This is a genomic window from Acaryochloris sp. CCMEE 5410 (genome assembly GCF_000238775.2).
Classification (GTDB): domain Bacteria; phylum Cyanobacteriota; class Cyanobacteriia; order Thermosynechococcales; family Thermosynechococcaceae; genus Acaryochloris.
Window position 1 is genome coordinate 2,281,199 of the sequence record NZ_AFEJ02000001.1, and the last position, 20,108, is coordinate 2,301,306.

Annotated in this window: 23 protein-coding genes; 8 read left to right on the forward strand and 15 right to left on the reverse strand. The window is 46.7% G+C overall.

Annotated elements, in window-relative coordinates; genetic code table 11:
* Positions 1-207: 207 nt before the first annotated feature.
* A complete protein-coding gene (locus tag ON05_RS10255) occupies positions 208-357 on the reverse strand; it encodes a hypothetical protein (RefSeq protein WP_175307207.1) in 150 nt (49 codons plus the stop codon).
* A gap of 73 nt (positions 358-430) precedes the next feature.
* On the opposite strand from ON05_RS10255, the gene ON05_RS10260 reads away from it, so the two are divergent.
* Entirely contained in the window at positions 431-1,816 is a 1,386-nt protein-coding gene (locus tag ON05_RS10260) for a cytochrome P450 (RefSeq protein ID WP_010472772.1), read from the forward strand.
* Positions 1,817-1,852: 36 nt separating this feature from the next.
* On the opposite strand, the gene ON05_RS10265 is transcribed toward ON05_RS10260, so the two are convergent.
* The 5 genes from ON05_RS10265 to ON05_RS10285 are packed head-to-tail and all read right to left on the reverse strand — an operon-like array spanning position 1,853 to position 5,494.
* Positions 1,853-2,842 carry a DMT family transporter gene (locus ON05_RS10265; RefSeq protein ID WP_010472769.1) on the reverse strand — a complete coding sequence of 330 codons (990 nt, stop codon included), beginning with the start codon at positions 2,840-2,842 and terminating at the stop codon, positions 1,853-1,855.
* Positions 2,843-3,607 (reverse strand): hypothetical protein, encoded by a 765-nt coding sequence (locus ON05_RS10270; protein ID WP_010472767.1) that lies wholly within the window; start codon positions 3,605-3,607, stop codon positions 2,843-2,845.
* Between the two features lie 2 nt (positions 3,608-3,609).
* Positions 3,610-4,671 (reverse strand): Rieske 2Fe-2S domain-containing protein, encoded by a 1,062-nt coding sequence (locus ON05_RS10275; protein ID WP_010472764.1) that lies wholly within the window; start codon positions 4,669-4,671, stop codon positions 3,610-3,612.
* Positions 4,672-4,694: 23 nt separating this feature from the next.
* Positions 4,695-5,216, reverse strand: a complete 522-nt coding sequence (locus tag ON05_RS10280; protein ID WP_010472762.1) for a hypothetical protein — start codon at positions 5,214-5,216, stop codon at positions 4,695-4,697.
* Positions 5,216-5,494 (reverse strand): hypothetical protein, encoded by a 279-nt coding sequence (locus ON05_RS10285; protein WP_010472760.1) that lies wholly within the window; start codon positions 5,492-5,494, stop codon positions 5,216-5,218. The genes ON05_RS10280 and ON05_RS10285 overlap by 1 nt, the downstream gene beginning before the upstream one ends.
* Positions 5,495-5,642: 148 nt before the next feature.
* On the opposite strand from ON05_RS10285, the gene ON05_RS10290 reads away from it, so the two are divergent.
* The 4 genes from ON05_RS10290 to ung all read left to right on the forward strand — a co-directional run bounded on the left by ON05_RS10290 (position 5,643) and on the right by ung (position 8,934).
* Positions 5,643-6,368, forward strand: a complete 726-nt coding sequence (locus ON05_RS10290) for a hypothetical protein (protein ID WP_010472757.1) — start codon at positions 5,643-5,645, stop codon at positions 6,366-6,368.
* A 127-nt stretch (positions 6,369-6,495) separates the two neighbouring features.
* Entirely contained in the window at positions 6,496-7,062 is a 567-nt protein-coding gene (locus tag ON05_RS10295) for an alpha-ketoglutarate-dependent dioxygenase AlkB (protein WP_175307208.1), read from the forward strand.
* A gap of 161 nt (positions 7,063-7,223) precedes the next feature.
* Entirely contained in the window at positions 7,224-8,075 is an 852-nt protein-coding gene (locus tag ON05_RS10300) for a DMT family transporter (protein WP_010472754.1), read from the forward strand.
* A gap of 157 nt (positions 8,076-8,232) precedes the next feature.
* A complete protein-coding gene (gene ung / locus ON05_RS10305) occupies positions 8,233-8,934 on the forward strand; it encodes a uracil-DNA glycosylase (RefSeq protein WP_010472752.1) in 702 nt (233 codons plus the stop codon).
* 5 nt (positions 8,935-8,939) lie between these two features.
* On the opposite strand, the gene ON05_RS10310 is transcribed toward ung, so the two are convergent.
* The 4 genes from ON05_RS10310 to ON05_RS10325 all read right to left on the reverse strand — a co-directional run bounded on the left by ON05_RS10310 (position 8,940) and on the right by ON05_RS10325 (position 11,248).
* Positions 8,940-9,155 (reverse strand): type II toxin-antitoxin system Phd/YefM family antitoxin, encoded by a 216-nt coding sequence (locus ON05_RS10310; RefSeq protein ID WP_029315161.1) that lies wholly within the window; start codon positions 9,153-9,155, stop codon positions 8,940-8,942.
* Positions 9,156-9,305: 150 nt separating this feature from the next.
* Complete coding sequence (locus ON05_RS10315) at positions 9,306-9,980, reverse strand: hypothetical protein (protein ID WP_010472748.1); 675 nt, start codon at positions 9,978-9,980, stop codon at positions 9,306-9,308.
* A 31-nt stretch (positions 9,981-10,011) separates the two neighbouring features.
* The gene (locus tag ON05_RS10320; RefSeq protein WP_010472746.1) at positions 10,012-10,602 is read right to left on the reverse strand and encodes a hypothetical protein; all 591 of its coding nucleotides are present in this window, start codon (positions 10,600-10,602) and stop codon (positions 10,012-10,014) included.
* A 496-nt stretch (positions 10,603-11,098) separates the two neighbouring features.
* Positions 11,099-11,248: a hypothetical protein gene (locus tag ON05_RS10325; RefSeq protein WP_010472743.1), complete on the reverse strand. Its 150-nt coding sequence runs from the start codon at positions 11,246-11,248 to the stop codon at positions 11,099-11,101.
* A gap of 241 nt (positions 11,249-11,489) precedes the next feature.
* Here ON05_RS10325 and mfd point away from each other — a divergent pair, with 241 nt between their 5' ends.
* A complete protein-coding gene (gene mfd / locus ON05_RS10330; RefSeq protein WP_010472741.1) occupies positions 11,490-14,984 on the forward strand; it encodes a transcription-repair coupling factor in 3,495 nt (1,164 codons plus the stop codon).
* Between the two features lie 77 nt (positions 14,985-15,061).
* Here the strand turns inward: mfd and ON05_RS10335 are convergent, their stop codons facing one another.
* From ON05_RS10335 to ON05_RS10350, 4 genes are all read right to left on the reverse strand, one after another.
* Positions 15,062-15,349, reverse strand: coding sequence for a HigA family addiction module antitoxin (locus ON05_RS10335; protein ID WP_010472738.1), 288 nt, complete (start codon positions 15,347-15,349; stop codon positions 15,062-15,064).
* A complete protein-coding gene (locus tag ON05_RS10340; protein WP_010472736.1) occupies positions 15,349-15,627 on the reverse strand; it encodes a type II toxin-antitoxin system RelE/ParE family toxin in 279 nt (92 codons plus the stop codon). Before ON05_RS10340 ends, ON05_RS10335 begins: the two co-directional genes overlap by 1 nt.
* Positions 15,628-15,742: 115 nt before the next feature.
* Positions 15,743-16,231 carry a hypothetical protein gene (locus ON05_RS10345; RefSeq protein ID WP_262561541.1) on the reverse strand — a complete coding sequence of 163 codons (489 nt, stop codon included), beginning with the start codon at positions 16,229-16,231 and terminating at the stop codon, positions 15,743-15,745.
* 682 nt (positions 16,232-16,913) lie between these two features.
* Complete coding sequence (locus tag ON05_RS10350; RefSeq protein WP_262561543.1) at positions 16,914-18,107, reverse strand: ISAzo13 family transposase; 1,194 nt, start codon at positions 18,105-18,107, stop codon at positions 16,914-16,916.
* 106 nt (positions 18,108-18,213) lie between these two features.
* On the opposite strand from ON05_RS10350, the gene ON05_RS38475 reads away from it, so the two are divergent.
* Both ON05_RS38475 and ON05_RS10360 read left to right on the forward strand, forming a co-directional pair.
* A complete protein-coding gene (locus ON05_RS38475) occupies positions 18,214-18,336 on the forward strand; it encodes a phage integrase N-terminal SAM-like domain-containing protein (RefSeq protein WP_085945280.1) in 123 nt (40 codons plus the stop codon).
* 564 nt (positions 18,337-18,900) lie between these two features.
* Positions 18,901-19,431, forward strand: a complete 531-nt coding sequence (locus ON05_RS10360) for a hypothetical protein (protein ID WP_262561544.1) — start codon at positions 18,901-18,903, stop codon at positions 19,429-19,431.
* Between the two features lie 248 nt (positions 19,432-19,679).
* Here ON05_RS10360 and ON05_RS10365 read toward each other — a convergent pair whose 3' ends face one another.
* Positions 19,680-19,979, reverse strand: a complete 300-nt coding sequence (locus tag ON05_RS10365) for a hypothetical protein (RefSeq protein ID WP_010482452.1) — start codon at positions 19,977-19,979, stop codon at positions 19,680-19,682.
* Between the last annotated feature and the right edge of the window lie 129 nt (positions 19,980-20,108).

Here is a 20,108-nt window from a genome sequence, read left to right on the forward strand (position 1 = left end):
TTGGGCTGAAAATTACCAGTCAGACTATCCAATCCCTAATTTGGATCAAACGGTTGAATGGATAATGGGTTGCTGATCCGGTCGTTCTCAAATTCTTATCCAACGGTTAATAGAGGAGAAGAATCGGATCATTAGTCCGATTGACTCACCGATGCTTCTGTACTGCTTAGAAGCTAAAGATTGCTAGTTAACGCCTAAATCAGCAAACTATATCAAAATTTGGACACCTACTGTTTGTTTGCGCTTGTTAGGTTTGTGGATGCGATCGCACCAGGATACGACAAAGGCATGATCGACTCGCTTCAACTGCTTCCCTAACCTCACGTTCTGAATCAAGGACTGCCCCCTAAATTTCACGGCAGTCTCCTACCGTCAAATAAACCGTCACAATAAATAGGTGGATTAGTGATGATGCCTGAGGATGTGACAAATGAGTGACGTGTTGGTGCTAGAGACCGAGCAAACTCCCCCAACTGGAACCCAGCTTCCTCCTCGTCAACCGAAGTGGACGGATACCTTCGCTTACATTGCTAACCCCGATCAGTTTTGCCGCCACAATCTGAAAGAGCACGGTCCTATTTTTAGGACGAGCGTGTTTGGCGGCACCACTATTTTTGTCGGCTCATCACGGGCAGTACAAATGGCCCTCAATGGTGACCTCCGCTATACCGAAATTGGTCTGCCCCAAACCACCATGACCATGTTTGGGGAATATAGTTTGTTTCAGCGCCCCGACCTGCATCGACAACGGAAGAGTGCACTCCGGGCGGGCTTAGCTGGACAAGCGATCCAGGACTATATACCCAAAATCAATGACGTGATTATTCAACGCCTTCAAACATGGCCTACCCAAGGTGAAATTGCACTATTCCCAGCCGTAGAGCAGATCTGCTTTGATGTCTTGGTTCCCCTCTTGCTGGGTGTTGAGTTAGACGATGGGTACTTTCAGGGGCTACCCATTCCATCCAAAGCGGAACTCAAACAAGTCTACAAAACCTTTTTTGATGGATTTTACGGCCTCTTACCCTGGCGTTCCTCCTTTACGGCCTTTGGCCGAGGTCTACAAGCCCGTACCCGCCTGATCAAATTTATGCAGGCCGTTATCCATCGACGCCAATCGGAGGCCAATCTAGATCCCACTGCCGACTTCTTGTCCATGATGTTGGTGAGTCAGCAAACGGATCCAGAGAGCGTCTTTAGCAGCACCTTGATCGAAAATCAATGTTTATTACAGTTGTGGGCTTCCCACTATGAAATCAGTGGATTGGTCTCATCCTGGATATACCAACTAGGTCGTCATCCTGAGCATTTTGCCCACCTCCGTAGGGAACAGGCCACGATACAAGCGCAATCAGCACAACCCCTTACAAGCGAGCAACTTAAAACGGCCTCTTTTCTAGACGCCACCCTTCAAGAAACCCTCCGCACCCTTCCTCCCTCTTCCACCGCAAACCGCCGCCTGACTGAATCTGTGGTGTTAGACGGTGTGCTCTATAAAAAAGGATGGACGTTAATTGCAGAGCCACGCATTGCCCATATCCTGCCCGAGCATTTTCCTCAACCAGATGCCTTCCAGCCCAGCCGATTTCTGGAGAATGCCAACGCCCGAGACAAATATGCTTACATTCCCTTTGGCGGCGGGGTTCATGCTTGTTTAGGTGCGCAGTTAGCCATGACCATCGCCAAGATTTTCGGCAGCCATCTGCTTCGCCAGTTTGAATGGCAGGTGCAGGGTACAGCTCCCTTTGTGCAATTTCCGTTGAAGAAGATCAAAGATAGCTATCCTATGCAGATCGCTCGACTGCAGCAGCCCTAAGCCCTGGGGCAACCTCCCTGTGGGGATAGCCTTAGGCTAAGACGTAGACATACAGCTTTCAGCCCCATCGGCCATCTCATTGGTTTCCATTGGTCGAGAAGACTGCCGATTAAAGCTCGTTATACAAATCCCCGCCATAATCACCAGAAACGCTAAAACTTGAGCCAGGGAAGGCCGCTCACCATTCAGCACAAAGGCATAGGTCACCCCAAATACTGGAGACAACGCCGTCCATTTCCCTACCGTTTGCGCATTCAACTGCTCTAGGGCTGAATACCAAAGAAATTGGGCCAAGACAATAATGATCAGGGCATAGACCACCATCACTATCCACAGTTGCCCTGCCAGCACATCCATAAAATGCCCTGGGCCAAACACCAAATTAGCAATAACAAAGAAGATAATGGCCGAAATAAGATTACGGCTAAACACCACAATGCGCAGATTCGTCTGCTGAGACAGCATCAGCTTCCCCAAGGTGGAGCTGGCCGCATAGACCAAAGCCGAGAGCAGAATCAATAGATCGCCCTGATTAATCTCAAAATTGCTGGTCTTGAGCACAATCGCCAATACCCCCGCAATAATCAAGGAAAACCCAATCCATTCAAATCGCTTGATTTTACGGCCTAAAATCAGGGTGCCCACCAAGGCATAGATGACAGGGCCAAGACGTCCCAACAACACCGCATTCGTCACGGACGTATCGGCCAATCCCACAAAAATCAAAGAAGAAAGGAGGGCAGCTAAACCACCGTTCAAAAACAGTCCCACCTGAATGCGTCGATCCAGGCTCCGCCAATCTTGGATCAAAGAGCGCCAGCCAAACCAGGTCCCTACGGCTAGGGCTGCGCATAAATTGCCCACAAATAAGACATTACAAAAAGAGATGGGCGTTTGGGTGCCGCCACTCAGCAACATGGCATTGGCAACCAAAAAAGCAATCAGAGAAGGCCGCAACGCCGCCAAGGCTCTGGAGATCACTAACGCAAGTTTGGGATTAATCGCCGAGAAGGACAGTGGGGGCATCTACAACAGTTGATAGGTGGCTGGATCCGCTTTCAGAACAAAAGCATCCGCATATTGAACCACTTCTCCCGTAATTTGTACAGGATCGGCCACCCTGTCTAAAACCTTGTCATTAACTGCTTTTCCATCCAGATCCGACAGCAGAAAATAGAGCTTATCCCCCACCGAATTATGGACCACAAACACGGGAGGTACTCCCCCGGCGATGCAGCGGATAGCACAAGAGCGATGAGTTTTCGTCCGTCCAGGTTTCATCACGCCGGGATAGCATTTACCATCTACGATTTCTCCTTTTAGGGAAAACTCACCAAGAGAACTCCCTTCCGCAGGTTGGGTCGGTCCCGAGGTCGGACGGTCGATCGGTTCCGCTGATTTGGTGGCAATCACCGTTAAGTGGTTGCGGTGGAAGGGGGTGCCTTTCAGTTTCACCCATTTATCCACATGCTCCAACACCTTGGGTTTAGGGGAGGTTTTGCCTGTTCCTGATAAGAGATAGAGGGAAAAATCACTCACAGTACCCACGTCTCCCGTTCTAGGCACCAAGAGGTGGGGAGAGGGTTCCCCCACCAGCAGTCCTTCAAATTCAGGGACTTTGGTCCGTTTACCCAAATTGAAGTGATCGAAATGTAAGGGGGGCAGAATAAAGGCAAAGGCTAATGCACCTAACACTAGGACGGGAATCAACCCCAACAAAAATCGTTTTAATTGGGGCGGCACCCCTAGATAGCCAATAAAAAATTCATCGTGGGAATCGAGGCGACTCATCGCTACACTTGGCCAATAACAGCAGGGACAACAGGGGTTCCAGGAAGATTAGGTTTGGCGCTGACTAGAATCTGATCGCCCTGGAGTTTGACATTAAACGTAGGGATTTTTTCCGTAAAGGGTGGTGGAGAAATTCCGCTCTCTGGCAAATATTGATAGCCGTGCCAAGGACATGTGATACAGCCATCGACAATCTTACCTTCTCCTAACGGGCCATTTTGATGCTGGCACACATTGGAAATAGCCGAGATTTTGCCTTCATATTTAAAGATGGCCACCCGCTCCCCAGCAACGACCGCAATTTTGGCGCGATTCTCAGGAATGTCTTGCACACTGCCAACATGGACAAAGCCATCCGCATCCACTTTGGGCTGGGCCGGGGGTCCAAACAGCGGTGCGCCATCTTTTTGCGCTTCTCGCAGGGCAGTGATCAGGTGAATCCCCACAATCCACACAAAGCCAACGCCAACAGCCAGGGTGAGTAAGGGATGAGTATTGGTTTCTAAGGCCCCTAACACCACATGCCCCACTAATAAGCCATAGGCTAAGTAGACTCCCATATGTAGGGCTTTCCATACGGGCGCGGTTAGGTTAGTGAGCCAAAAATCATGACTGGTCGCCGCCATCAAGAACAAGATAACCAGGGCCACACCCCCCAGGGCTTCAAAGGGAAAACGGATAAAATCAGCATAGTGAGTATTGCTGACAAACAAGCTAACAATAGGTTCTAGGTTGCCAAAGTCGTGATACCAGGCCAAAGCATCCCGAGCATGGAGTAGAGCCAGAATAAACATGGTGACGCCCATATGCCGCCGATTGTAGAGGAGGGGCAAAAACTTGGGGCTCAGGCGGCTGAGGGGGCCAATAGACAGAATGACATGAAGGAGGATAAAGGCGGCAGAGCCAAAGGCCCTAATCCAAATCCCTTTAATATCTAGATCACTACTAAAGTGAAGGCTAATACCCTCAAAGAAAAAGAGATAGAAAACGACCGTGGTCAGCAAAATAATGTCGTAAACAAACTTTTGCCGATTCCACTGAACCGCTTTATATGCAACGCCCACAGATAACTTCCTCTCAGAATGGATTAGCGTTCAGATTGGGTCAAATCAGGATCTAGGGGAAACGCAGAGATGATTTCTTTAGTGGCCTGACTAAATAGAAGCAGATGCCCTGGTTGCCCCTGCATAGCTGCTGGAATCAAAAATTGACGATTCGATGCACCAGACAATGCCCCTAATAAAATCGATGTCTCGCTGAGGGCTTCGGGTGGAGTGTCCCCCTGCTGCCAGTAAACTAGTACATCTGGTAGTTGGAGATCAGACTGGGGCTGAAGATTGAGAAAGGGATCGCCTCCTGCTTTGGCAAATACCTTTTCAGCCCGAAGCTGAATTTGGTCTTGTTTAAGAAGAGTTGGTTTACGCCACACCTCCTGATTCTCCCAGGTGAAGGAGGGTGCAAATCCTGCCTTTTGAAATAAGGCGTCCGCTGAGGCGTCCACTGGAGCGAAGGTTGGACGCCAGACTAAACCCGCAATAAAACAGAGGGGCAGCACAATCGCCAGAATCACAAAGGAATAGAGGTGAACCTGCCGGCGAGAAATGACCATTATGAGGCTCCTGCACTTTGCTTAGCAGCTAGTCGATGAGCGTTCTTTTCGGTAGGATGGCCTTTGCCGCGCAACAAGCGAACCGCAAACATCGGCCAAAATGTAACGACTCCCGGAATAATCAGAATTCGGAAACCAATGGCCCAACCTTGAGCACCTGAATCGACCCGCTTGACTAAGAAGGTGACGAACAGAAGCGCGAAGATCAAACCTGCGATCGCATATGCTCGCACCAGATTAATCACCCACTCAACCACAGAAATAGCAGTGCTATCCATACGTTGTCTACCTTCTAGAATTCGCAAAGGGCAGTCCTATTAGGTATGAGAATACCAGCCTATTTAGCCATCGGTAAACTACTCGTCTTGATTTGGCAAATTGCCTCAAGATTGCCAGAATTAGAACCGTAGGATTGAACGGTACATCATGCATCGCTTGACTCAGACTCCTAAACGAAAATCGATTGCTTTAGCCTTACTCCCCCTTAGTCTGGGGTTATTGATGAGCTGCAGCAGTACAGAAGCCCCTTCAGACACGGAGTCACCAGCATCTACCCCTGCTGAATCATCGGCCTCAGACGCGTCCACAGACTCCCTAGATCGCTCAGTTGCAGATCCCAGCGCTACGACGGATGAAACGGCCGACAACTCCAATTCTGGTACCGAAACCCTAGCCTCTTCCGCGAGTTCAGGGAAAGTTGACCTGGCAGCTATTATTGGCACTGAAGATGACGGATGGCTCCCCAAAACCCTCTCGGAATATGATTTCAAGCGAGGGATGAGTCCTGAAGAAGTGGGCAAGATCTTACCTGGAGCGGAAAAGATTTCTAAGTTTGGGTTTAGCGAAGTCCCAGCCAAGGGTGTTCCAGGTGTTGATAAGTATAAATTCAGCTTTCTCAAAGACAAAAAAGATCCTGAAGGAAAGCGTACTTTATACAGTGTTTCACTGCTGTTTGACCCGTCTATCAAAAAAGACCATCCCTATGACAAAGTTGCTTTAGCTTTTGCTGAAAAGTATGGCGAGGTCGAGCCCGAGAAAATTGAAAAGAAAATTGTGACTTGGGTAGGCCCTAATTTTGCCACGGCTCAATTTACTAACAGCATCAATAAATTCGAAGGGTACGAATTTAAGATCGTCGTTCCCAAATCGTAAATGCGAGTTCAGGCACCCTAAGATCATGAATGCAGAGATTAGGGTGCTGAACGAAATGCACAACCCCCATCCCCCAACCCAGCAGCTTTCTCTATTCACCTCTGATCATCAGGTCCAACCGATACAAATGCCTGATGCAGAGGTATTGTTTTACCCCTGTCTGTTTAACGCTGCAGACTGTGAGCAGATGTTTGCTGCCCTTGAAGCAGAAATTGCTTGGCGACAAGATTCAGCAACCATCTTTGGACGTCATCACCTGTTGCCCCGACTAACGGCCTGGTATGGCGATCTAGGCAAAACCTATCGTTATTCCGGTATCTCCATGGAGCCATTACCCTGGACACCGACGTTACGCCAGATCAAGTTAGCCATTGAGACGGTTGCTGAGGTGGAATTCAATAGTGTGTTGTTGAATTTCTACCGTCATGGTCAAGACAGCATGGGCTGGCATAGCGATGATGAACCTGAATTGGGACTTAATCCGGTCATTGGTTCTGTGAGCTTGGGAGGCTGCCGTCGCTTTTTACTAAGGCATAAAGGGAATAAATCAATACCCAAGGTAGAACTCAATCTGACTAACGGTAGCTTGCTGCTGATGCAAGGCCCCACCCAGCATTTCTGGCAACATCAGGTACCCAAAACTAAACGCCCCGTTGATCCAAGAATTAACCTCACTTTTCGAGTCATTCAGTAAATGACAAGGTTGGACAAGTGCTTCTTCATCACTGCTGGCTTCCAGAATTAGCATCTACCGCAGCAGTATCTCAATTCGTTACTCATCAATCTAATGGGGAAGCATCTATAAGATTGTAATGACGTAGTGTTTTCAAAAATTGGTTGTTGAGGACTGATAGGATGTTTCATCCACGGGGTTTGACCCTGACGGTATTGGCCATGCTTGCTTTTGCTGGGAATTCTATCCTATGTCGGTTAGCGCTCAGAGAAACGCCCATTGATGCAGCAACCTTTACATCAATTCGGCTCATCTCCGGTGCGATTATCCTGGGATTGATCACACAAATAAAGGGTAGAAGCCTTAAAGCAGAAGGCAGTTGGCCCTCTGCTTTAACACTTTTTATCTATGCATCAGGCTTTTCGTTTGCTTATATCCAGCTAGCTGCCGGTACGGGGGCGTTACTGCTTTTTGGGGCAGTACAGATCACCATGATCGGGTACGGATTTTGGACTGGAGAACGCTTAAGCAAGCAGCAAATTGCTGGTTTTATGATGGCGCTGGTGGGTCTAGTGGGGTTTCTATTACCGGGTCTCTCGGCTCCCCCGTTCCAAAGTTCTGCCCTGATGATCGCTGCGGGCATTGCCTGGGGGATTTATTCCTTACGCGGTAAATCAGCTAGCAACCCTATGGGAATGACGGCTGGCAACTTTTTAAGAGCAGTCCCATTTACTGTGGGACTGAGTCTATCGATGATTTCCGAAACGTCGTTAACCTTGGCAGGCTATCTATACGCAGTCGCTGCGGGTGCCGTCACTTCAGGCCTGGGATATACCATTTGGTACACGGCCTTAAAAGATTTGACGGCAACGTCTGCAGCAACAGTCCAACTTAGTGTTCCCGTCATTGCCGCTACAGGAGGGATTCTTTTTCTCGGTGAAAATCTAACCCTGCGCCTCATGGTCGCTTCCTGTGCCATTCTGGGAGGTATTGCACTGGCCATCTTGGAGAAACCTAAAATCTCAGAAACTTAAGTTGAGAAATAAAGAGATAGCTACTCAGGGTAAGGTTGGTTCTGAGGCTTTAAGTTGCATATAGTTGCTCATGACTCAGATGAAGTGTTCAACTTGACGATAAGCCCAGGCAAACCTGTCTTCCCCAACGTTTCTCTGTAAAATCGTAGTTTCTCCCATGACCACAGAAGCCACCCCCACTCCTAGCAGCACGATTAAACTTGAACCCAGCTGGAAAGTAGTGCTGGAGGATGTCTTTGCCACGCCCTATATGCAGGAGTTGAAACAGTTTCTCAAGGCGGAGAAGGCGGCTGGCAAAACGATTTATCCCCGTGGCTCACTAATGTTCAATGCCATGGACAGCACCCCCTTTGACCGAGTCAAAGTCGTGATTCTTGGCCAAGACCCTTATCACGGTCCCAGGCAGGCTCATGGTTTATGCTTTTCTGTTCCAGAAGGCGTTGCGCCACCCCCTTCTCTGGTTAATATTTTCAAAGAAATTGAACAGGACCTGGGCATTAAACCCCCTAGACACGGCTGCCTGCAAAGTTGGGCAGACCAAGGTGTGTTACTACTCAACAGTGTCCTCACCGTGGAACAGCATAAAGCTGCTTCGCATCGGGGCAAAGGCTGGGAGCAATTTACCGATGCCATTATCAGTGCCTTAAACCAGCAACGCGAACATCTCGTATTTCTGCTGTGGGGTAGCTATGCCCAGCAAAAAGGAAAAATTATTGATCGCAGACGACATCTAGTGCTGACCTCGCCTCACCCATCCCCTCTATCCGCCCATCGGGGGTTCTTTGGCAACCAGCATTTTTCTAAAGCCAATGCGTATTTGCAGAAAAACAGCATTGAGCCCATTTCCTGGTCTCTATAGTCGTTTCAATAAAGATCTTCTGGCAAAGGAGCGTCAAAATCATCAGGGACGGTAAACTCACCTGCACATAAACCAAAGGGTCGCAATTCTTGGTTACTAATTGGTTTAAGCTCAGCAATGGGTTGATTCCAACGAGTAATCACAATCGTTTCTCCTGCTTCTACTTGCTGTAAGTACTTAAGTGGATCTCGTTGGATTTCATCAACAGTGATATTCATGATGGGAGCTTCACTTTCTGAAGGTACAATAATTGCCTAAAACCACGCAAATATGTATGAGAGTTCTATTGCTTACATAAAAATCATTTGAATTTGATCATATAGAACAAACTTGAATAGTACCGACTCGATTATGATTCTTATGCTGTAAATTCATAATGTAAGTGTTGATAGAACTAATCCTTTGCTACTGATCTGTATAGATTGGATTTTATTTGCAATATAGGAATTTTTCTGTTTTTTTACAGTATTAGAAGCCATAGGGCTATTGTGGGCATCAATACTAACTGAATTAAGAATGAAATTTAAGAATGGAGAATCTGCTAGCTCATAGGCTGGTTTAGGATCAGTCTTCAATTCTCGTTCATTAAATTCAATTAAGTTTACTTCTTCATAAAGGGTATGCTGAAATTCTCTAAATTTTATTTCTCTTTTCTCTAAACTATATAGATCAAAAGCATTATAAACTGGCCATTTAAGTGTATATTTTAGAATCTTGCCGTCTTTAATTTTATAAGTTATGTATGTTCCAGGTTCACAAGTGTTCAGTTGAACTCCACTAGAAGAGAGAGCATTCACTTCATTCTCAGTCAGAACTAGATTTGAATCGTTATCCTCTAATAAGTCATCAATAAAATGGGTTACTTTTATTTTTGCTTCTTTGCAGTCAGAATATTGTCCGGTTGATACCGGAAACTTTTCTACAAATTTAGGTGCTTGGCCTTTTTTCGCTCTAGCAACCACCAAATTACCCCTCAATACCTGAATAATAAGAAAGGGAAGGCTGATAGCACCCATCAATAGAAATAATTTATCAAAGTTGTCCATCACATATGTTTCCTAGCTATAGTTAAAAAATTTAGCTTGCAGATAAAAAACTTTGAATGATCGCAACCTCTTCTCTAACTCTGTTAAACTCGTTAATATAGGATTCTTTTTCTACTTGAGTAGCAGATTTGTTAACGGAAGAGTTATATAACTGAATAAGGCTGCCATTATTTCTTTCAAATTTCACCGAGAAAGAATTATCTAGATTAAGGAAATCATTATCAGAAAGGCTCCCTTCAATAACATGAATAGATACGATTTCTGAAAAACTGCCAACCAAACTTGGATCTTCTATAGATTTCGAGGCCAATTCTTGAACCCATATTTTTTTCTCATTTTTATCAAAGGTGAAAACCACATCAGTATTACTATTTTTATTAAAGCTAGAAAAGATAGTTTTTGAATAAAAGGTAAAAGCTATTCCTATGGGCATAGACAATAAGCAAGCAGTCTTTTTCTCATAAATTATTTCATATAAAGATGAACCAATTATCAAAAATCCCATTAAAGCTACTAACAAGACAAATAGATAAATTAATATTTTTTTTCTAGCTTCAGAATGGCGTTGAATATTTAATCGAATTAGATTATCTGTTTTTTCAATAATTGAAAATAGTGACATGATCTGTTAATTGAGGAGATGCAACTTAAGCTAAGTCTACCCAGGCTCAAACCAGCTTCATCCAAAGTTTCTCAACTGATCAATTGTCGAGGGAGCAACATCTATAAGCACTCAGTTGATTAATGCATGCCCTACAAAACATTCACTTCACAAGAGGATAAGCCCTGACTGCGCTTCGCAAATTGTTTATCAAAGGTCCATAGATGAGAGCATTGTTGGCTAGAAGGTAAATGCAGATCTGAGCCTTGTTCATACCATTGCAACGCCTGATCCAGCAAACTTGCATTACTAAGATGAACATTTGCAAGCCCAAACAGAGATTGAAGTCCTTGGATTATTTGGTTGGGGGTGAACTGTTAGGTATACCGCAAGACCCATTCTGTTTCTAACACCACGGTGTTAGGGATAAAAATCGTTTGCTCTCGAAAGAGGGCGACACTTTTCTCAAATTGCCTTTCATCTATCTCGGATCAGCAAGCGGATCAGAACATTCGTATCAGCTGTCACCATACCAGGATGCCTCCACACCCTGCTGAATCGCAGCTTCCATCTCTTCTAGAGTTTTCGGAGATCCTTGGTAAGCAAGACAGCCCATCACCTCTTCTAAGGTTGTTTTAGGAAATGGTGTAGCTAGAGTGGGCAACATATCAATTCCTATCTTGGTAGCAACAAATTCTTGGCTTGATTGCTATTAAGTGGTCATTCCATAAATACTTGAGACTTGAGTGGTTGATCCTAACTGACGCACCCTAAAGTTAGTCATAAGATCCTAGCACCACGACAAATCATCAAGCACAGCCTGCTCTGACCTTGTTATCCTATGGTGTGGTAAAGCGTTGAAAAAAGGGTGCCTGTTGCCGATGACCGCAGCAGGGAAATAAGCAATCATGAGTTTTTCTGCAATCGTGCAAGCATTGGGGCGTTCTCGCCTATCGGAAGAATTGCTGCTGAAGTTGAAAGAGCAGCAATTCTTAGAGTTATGTGGTGTGCCCCGTTTACCGAAGGGACTGGTCGCCTCTGCCCTCGCTCAACAGCGACAGCAGCATTTATTTGTGGTCACCGCCACCCTAGAAGAAGCCGGACGCTGGGCCACTCAGCTCGAAGCCATGGGCTGGCAGACGGTTTATTTCTACCCCACTTCCGAAGCCTCCCCCTATGAATCCTTAGATCGAGAGTCGGAGATGATCTGGGGGCAGTTACAGGTCTTGGCTGAAACCCTAAAGCTCAACGCCAATCCAGAGGCTGCACCCTTAGCGATTGTGACCACAGAACGGGCCTTGCAACCCCACTTACCCCCCGTGCAGATCTTTGAACCCTATTGCCTGAGCTTGGAAGCGGGGATTGAGCTAGACCTAAAAACCCTGAGCGATAAGCTCGCACGACTCGGATATGAGCGGGTCTCCCTAGTGGAAACCGAAGGCCAGTGGAGTCGGCGTGGGGACATTGTCGATATTTTTCCCGTGGCTTCCGAGCTGCCCATTCGGTTGGAGTGGTTTGGGGATGAGCTGGATAAAATGCGAGAGTTTGACCCCACTAGTCAGCGGTCTTTGGATAGTAGTGAAAAGCTGACGCTGACGCCGACTAGCTTTGCCCCGATTACCTTAGCGTCTCTGAGTGAGGCCCAACAGGTCCAAGTCAAAGCCTACTTAACAGAAGAAGAACTGGCACTTTTAGAAACCGGGACTTTAGAAGGCAGTCAGCGGTTTCTGGGGATGGCCTTTGAAACGCCTGCTTCTCTATTAGATTATCTGCCGGACAATACGCTGGTAGTCGTTGATGAACCTATGCAATGTCGGCCCCATAGTAACCGCTGGGTAGAACATGCCCATGAACAGTGGGAGTCCATAAGTTTACCGGAGGCTCCACTGCCCAAGCTGCACCAAGATTTTGAAGCGGCACTGGATCAAATTGAAGTCTTTGAGCGGGTCTTTCTGTCGGAGTTGGCGGAGGACAAAGGGGGACTAAATCTGTCCAGTCGAACTGTGCCTGCAGTACCCCACCAGTTTGGCAAGTTAGCGGAGACCATTCGAGAAGAACGCGATCGCAAATTCAGTATCTGGCTGATCTCGGCTCAACCGTCCCGCTCCGTGGCCCTGTTGCAGGAGCATGACTGCCCTGCCCAGTTTGTCCCGAATCCCAAAGATTTCCTCGCCATCGATAAACTGCAAGAGCAGCACACCCCCGTTGCTCTCAAATATTCTGGGTTAGCTGAACTCGAAGGCTTTGTCCTGCCCACCTTCCGTACGGTGGTAATTACGGACCGCGAGTTTTTCGGTCAGCATACCCTGGCGACGCCCACCTATATTCGTAAACGACGGCGGGCAGCCTCTAAACAGGTCGATCCAAATAAGCTCCAACCGGGTGATTTTGTCGTCCACCGCAATCATGGGGTTGGTAAGTTTCTTAAGCTAGAGAGTCTTACCCTCAACCATGAAACCCGTGAATATTTGGTATTGCAATACGCCGATGGCACCTTACGAGTTGCTGCCGATCAGTTGGGCTCTCTGTCTCGATTTCGGACCACGGGAGAAGGTCGGCCCCAGCTCAACAAAATGTCTGGGAAAGCTTGGGAGAAGACCAAAAATAAGGTTCGCAAATCCATTAAAAAACTGGCGGTGGATCTGCTGAAGCTCTATGCCCAGCGGGCTCAGCAGGAGGGCTTTACCTTTCCTCTCGATCAGCCCTGGCAAGAAGAAATGGAAGACTCCTTCCCCTATCAGCCCACTGCCGATCAACTGAAAGCTGCCCAAGATGTAAAGCGGGATATGGAAAACCCTCGCCCTATGGATCGGCTGGTGTGTGGGGATGTTGGCTTTGGCAAAACTGAAGTAGCCACCCGTGCGGTCTTTAAAGCTGTTACCGCAGGTAAACAGGTGGCCTTCCTCGCACCGACCACCATTCTCACCCAGCAGCACTACCACACTCTTAAAGAACGGTTTGCTCCCTACCCGATTCAAATTGGTCTCCTTAATCGCTTCCGCAGTGCCGAAGAACGCAAAGATATTCAAAATCGATTAAAAACCGGAGAGTTAGATATTGTCGTCGGCACCCATCAACTACTGGGGAAAAGCGTCAACTTCCGGGATTTAGGCCTGCTGGTGATTGACGAAGAACAGCGGTTTGGGGTGAATCAAAAGGAGAAAATCAAAACTCTAAAAACCCAAGTGGATGTGCTCACCCTTAGCGCTACTCCCATCCCTCGGACCCTATATATGGCCCTGTCTGGGGTGCGAGAAATGAGCCTGATTACCACTCCACCCCCCTCTCGTCGTCCGATTAAAACCCATCTGTCTCCCTACGATCCAGAATCAATTCGCAGTGCCGTGCGCCAGGAGCTAGACCGAGGCGGCCAGATCTTTTATGTGGTGCCTCGCGTGGAAGGCATCGAAGAAGTGGCGGGTAAGCTGCGGGAAATGGTGCCCAGTGCCCGGATTGCCATTGCCCACGGTCAGATGGTGGAGGGGGAGTTGGAGGCGACCATGCTCACCTTTAGTAACGGCGACGCGGAGATCCTAGTCTGTACCACCATTATTGAATCGGGACTGGATATTCCCCGCGTAAATACCATTTTGATTGAAGATGCCCAAAAGTTTGGCCTCTCCCAGCTCTATCAGCTTCGAGGTCGGGTGGGGCGCGCGGGGATTCAAGCCCATGCCTGGTTGTTTTATCCCAATCAAAGTTCCCTCACGGAAAAAGCCCGCAAGCGACTTCGGGCGCTGCAAGAGTTTAGTCAACTCGGGTCTGGCTATCAGTTAGCCGTTCGAGATATGGAAATTCGGGGCGTCGGTAATTTGCTGGGGGCAGAACAGTCGGGACAAATGGAGGCCATCGGTTTTGACCTGTATATGGAGATGCTGGACGAGTCCATCAACGAAATTCGCGGTCAAGAAATCCCCCAGGTGGACGAAGCCCAGGTGGACCTCAACCTAACCGCCTTTATTCCCGCCGATTACATTACCGATTTAGATCAAAAGATGAGTGCCTATCGGGCCGTGGCCTCAGCAGAGACCAAAGCCGACCTTACCCAAACCGCCGTAGACTGGAACGATCGCTATGGTCCGATTCCCGATTCAGCCCAACAGCTATTGCGAATTATGGAACTCAAGCAGTTGGCAAAGTCCCTAGGCTTCTCGCGGATTAAACCAGAGGATAAACAGCATGTGATGTTAGAAACCCCGATGGAGGAACCGGCCTTTAAGTTACTGAAGGAGAATCTACCTGAACATTTGCGATCGCGTTTCGTATACTTCCCCGGTAAGGTAACGGTCCGAGGGCTTGGCGTTATGAAAGCCGACCGCCAATTGGAAAGCCTGATCGACTGGCTAGGCAAAATGAAGGGGGCCTTGCCTGAAGTCGAAAAAGCTTTAGTGGAAGCAGGTTAGAGCTAAGGTTATCACCTGGAGCAAGAGGTTAATTGCCTGATATCCATAGCATAACGGTTGCGGGGTGAAACGCTTTGTTAGGCAACAGATAAACGTTTGATCTCTATATCACCAACTGCTTGCTCAGCTTGCCACAGGTCATATTGCATTTGTTGGTTCAACCAACTTTCAGGAGACGTATCAAAAGCTTTACTTAATCGAATCGCCATTTCAGGACTAATTCCTGCTCTACCATTTAAGATTGCAGATAGAGTCTTTCTACTAACCCCCAGTGCATCAGCAGTTTCAGTCACAGTTAGATTTAACGGCTCAATACAAAGTTCCTTGAGAACTTCGCCAGGATGGGGTGGATTATGCATTTTCATTAGTGGTAATCCTCAAGATCGACATCACAAGCATCAACACCATCGAAGGTGAAGGTAATCCGCCAGTTTCCAGATATTCTCACTGACCACGTTCCTTTGCGTTGACCAACTAATTCATGAAGCACCAAACCAGGCAAATTCATGTCTTTTGGAGACGTTGCCGCATTGAGGCGAGCTAGAATGATCCGAATCCGTTTAGCATGATTTGTCTGAATGCCTCGGGTGCTTCCTGACTCAAAAAATTGCTTTAATCCTCGATGTTTGAAGCTAATGATCATCGGTCGATTGTAACCCATAACGTTACTAGTTACAATCTGGCGAGAGGATCAGGGCCTGACGTCAAGGATAACCGGGCCAAGAACTGACGTTGATGAGCAAAATGAATGTATGACGCTATTCCGGCTCCGGTTCATCCGTTTGTTTTGTGCCACATTCTTGAGTTGACGTTGCCTTTAACAAGTGGTCGCGGAACGCATCTGGTAACAATTTTGCATTTCCACTGCTAACCGTACCGCAGCAAACCGTTGACAGGTAGTCGCCAGCCTTACGCCAAAGGTCATCACAGTCGGGGTCGTTCTTGGCCACGGTGAGAACATGACCGTCCTTGTAGCTTCGGCAAATATCGAAGAGCAGTCCTCCTGTATGGGATTCAAGGCGGTCAATGTACTGAATGAACCATCCCTCGTATTCCATTTCTGGAACTTGGTCAGGTAAGCATTTATCACTGGCGTAGTACCGCCATGTAACTTTGCGCCCGGAGTCATTCAACAGTTCGAGCCACATTATTGGCGATGGCAGCCTTCCGTTCGGCAAGATCACTGTGAAATCTCGATTACTCAGCCATTCTGGAACGGGTTCATCGACATCGACTACTGATGTCACCTCAAAACTTTCAGCGACGATTCGCAGAACTCCCGGAATATCAATCTCGAATCCGATGCCCTGTCCAGCGTTATAGGAATTCGCGCCTTCGGCCAGATGTTCAGGATGATATGTCCCATCAAGAGCATACTCCGTAATGTCTTGAGCCACGAGCTCGATGGTACGCAATGTCCGTGGTTCTCCGGCCGCGTAGCTACCAGCGACCTGGAATTGGAGGGTTAGCCGGACATCGGTTGCATCGTTACGGCCCGGAAGCGGCTCCAAACACGACACTGACGCGTCGTGTAAGAAATGGTTTCGGTGAATCCATTCATCGAGCGCTGTGACAGAATCAATTTGCACGGTATCGAAATCCGAAAGCGGTCTCCGAGGCACAGAACTATTAATTAGACGGATGGCGGCTGATAATTCCGGTATGGAGGGTATTATCCGCTAAGTACCGTATAACTCCGACTTTAGGGTCATTATCCAGTAGTTTGCTGTAATTAGAAAGCCATTTTTGAGAATCTGAATAATGATAAGCCTTACTCCATAAAGCTTTCAAGCTTCCTGTATCCATGTCCGACTCGCCTAAACTCTTTGATCAAATCCCCACCACCTTTCGGCTCAAGCGCTATAGCCCTAAGACCGAAAAGTTTTATCTCTACTACATTAAGGGATCTACAAATAAATAAGGTACCCATCAATTGGGCACAATCTTGATATCCCATTTGGGTAACGCTTCAGAACATAGCCATTGTTGTTTGTAGGCTTCTAGCTCATCTGAGGGCACAGTAATGTTCTTTTCATAGGTGCCCTCAATCAAATGAACCAAAGGCTTCAATCCATTCCAGGTCATATTCGATGCCCACTGGACAGCCGTATCAATGGAGTTGAGGATAGTGCCATTCCAATATTGTTCCAAGGCTGCCCAACATCGCTCAATCGGATTGTATTTGCTGTGATAGGGCGGATAGTAAATCAGATGAACCGATAATCGTGTCATTTGGACAAACTCAACCATACGCTTGATAAATTGTGTGCGGTTACTGCGCACTGCAGAGCCGCCATCAAGGTTAATTTCTAATCCCTCTATCTGAGGATAGTTATCGTGATGTTCGCGCCACCAAGCCTCTAAACAATCAACAATAAAATCAGTAGTTTCAGCAGACTGACCAAAGTAAATTGACAGTTGCCCTGCGAGCACATCGAGAATCCCGAAGGGTACCAAAATAGCGTCCCAATGGTCATCATGGTCATTGGCTTTTGTCGCGTCTAGGGTACGAGCTTTGCCGCCACGAGAGAGGTTGCCAATTTTAACTTTGGCTTTGCTATCAATCGAGATGCGCAATAGGTTGGGGGCCGCATCGGCAGCATAATTGGCTTGAGCGACATTTGCGAAAATCGCATCGGTTTGCGGCAGTTTTTTCAGGGGTTTAACTTTTGGGTTTTTTAAGCGATAACCCATTCGATTCAATAGATTGCCGATGGTTTGACGGGTTGGTAATGCCTCATCGCTGTAGCCTTTCTCCTCAATCAATGCCTCACGCACGGCCCTGGCACTGATACGGGTGTAGTACAACGTTGATTTGAACTTCGGATCAGCTTGGGCTTCACCATCAACTAAATCCCGAATGTCAGTTGCTAAATGGGGTAGTTTCGTTTCGCTAAGCTGACGACCTCGGGCTTGATAGTTGTCAACGCATCTAATGCCAGTCCGTCGTTCATCAAGGCCCAGTTGAACACTGGTACGTCTCCAACCTAAATGACGCTCAGCTTTGCGGGCAGAGCCGTCCAGGTAGTCTTCAGCCACTTTTGCCATGAATGCTCGCTTGTGTGGGCCTGTCAGTTTCTTGGCGGCATCTCGAAACGTCTCTTTTATAGGGGCATCTAGCATCAGATATCCTCAAAACAATCGGTCAATCATGTATTGACTTGTTTCTTAGATTCGCAGGTACTTTATTTCTTGGCAAGTCCCTAAAGACTTTCTCCGGTATCACGAAATGCGTCCACCCCGAGAACTCGGTGTTCAGGAAATTCATGAATACCTTTCTCTTCTGGCTGGAAGAAAGCACGTCGCTGCATCCACTCAAAATATTGCCTTGAGTGCCTTGCTCTTTCTGTAAAACAAGTGTTAAAAAATTGACCTGACCTTATCCCGAACTCAGGTTAGATAAGTAATTGATCTACTTTTCTCAGAATCAGTGCCGACTTCGTGTAAACGCCAGAAAACTTGTTAAACATTTGCGATCGCGTTTCGTATACTTCCCCGGTAAGGTAACGGTCCGAGGGCTTGGCGTTATGAAAGCCGACCGCCAATTGGAAAGCCTGATCGACTGGCTAGGCAAAATGAAGGGTGCCTTACCTGAAGTCGAGAAAGCTTTAGTAGAAGCAGGTTAGATTGAATAACCCTATCTTGAGCAAAAAGTTCACTTCGTAAACCCCATAACTAAAAAGGGTTGTTCAGATTTCTCCAACCCCGACTAATAAAATAGGTTGCTTTGTGCGTGTTTAGAGGCTAACACCGGCCAATTTTGATTCGCTTGGGAAATAGAGTCAGAAATATCTTCTTGCTACAGCCGCTGCACATCCGCACTAATGAGTAGGTTATACTCTACGCTTAAACACAAACCCTAATCATCACAATACTTTCAGGAGTTGTGGGTAAGGCACAGACTTAATAAGGAGATATGATGAGCGATTTTTATGAATTCGCCCTATTATTTCATATCAATCTAGATATTTCAAACGAAGAGAAAAACACACTTTCATATATAGTTCAAGGACAAGGATTCAATCTTTCTTCAAAATCAATAAATCCTTGTTTTTCTGAGTCTGCATACACCACAACTCTCCCTTCAGGCATACCGATGGTTGTTGTGCCTGCTTGGCATGCTTTTTTGCGTGATGGTCATAGTGAATTTGAAGATTATCTACCAGGAAGCTTTGGTAGCTCATTTTCAGAAGATAGATTGGCAGCCCGTCAAATCATCCATGAAGATTCATTTTTTAACGTTTGGTATGATTTCGGCCCTTGGTTAGCTAAAGTGAGTTTAACAGCAGGATTAGTTGGTTATTATCGTAATCTTGAAGATGAATCCATAGAAAAAACTAATTTAATTTACTTTAAAGATGGTCATATGATTGAACGATCTAATCAGAACTTTCAATCAATCAATAACTTTCTACAAAATCTAGAAGCTATTTTGTCCGAGGAATAATCTGAGTACGATTAGAATTAGAAAAAAATTAGTATAGCAGTCAAATAGTTTCACCTTTTTTGTCTGAACAATCCAGAATATTATCTGTTCAACCTAATGTAAAAAGCAAGAGACTACTCCCATCCTAGTGAAAGAATGATAAGTGGTGACCAACCAATCTAAACCTTGCATAGTCAATACTTTCAAACTAGCAATTATATGTAATCTTGGGACAGGAAGGGAGTAGCACCCTCATTGCTGCAAATTAATTAATAGCTCTTCCCAGATTTTTTAGCAGCACAAGGGTCTTTAGCAGCGCAGGGATTCTTAGCTGCACAGGGGTCTTTAGCGGCACAGGGATCTTTAGCGGCACAGGGATCTTTAGCGGCACAAGGATTCTTGGCAGCACAGGGATCTTTAGCGGCACAAGGATTCTTGGCTGCACAGGGATTATCTACGGCAGCAGCGCAAGGATTAGCATGGGTTGGGGGAGAAAGGAGAGTTGTTGTGGCGACCCCAACGGTCAACATAGAGGTAGAGGCCAGTAATGCTAAATATTTGACTTTCATACATAGAACTCCAGAAATCAATGGGTCGGTTCAAAACCTACTCTTAAATAGTTAAAAGAAGTTGAATAAGGGTAGCCTGAAGACTAAATGAGTTTTTATGAGAAATATATGAGTTTTTCTAGAGATATT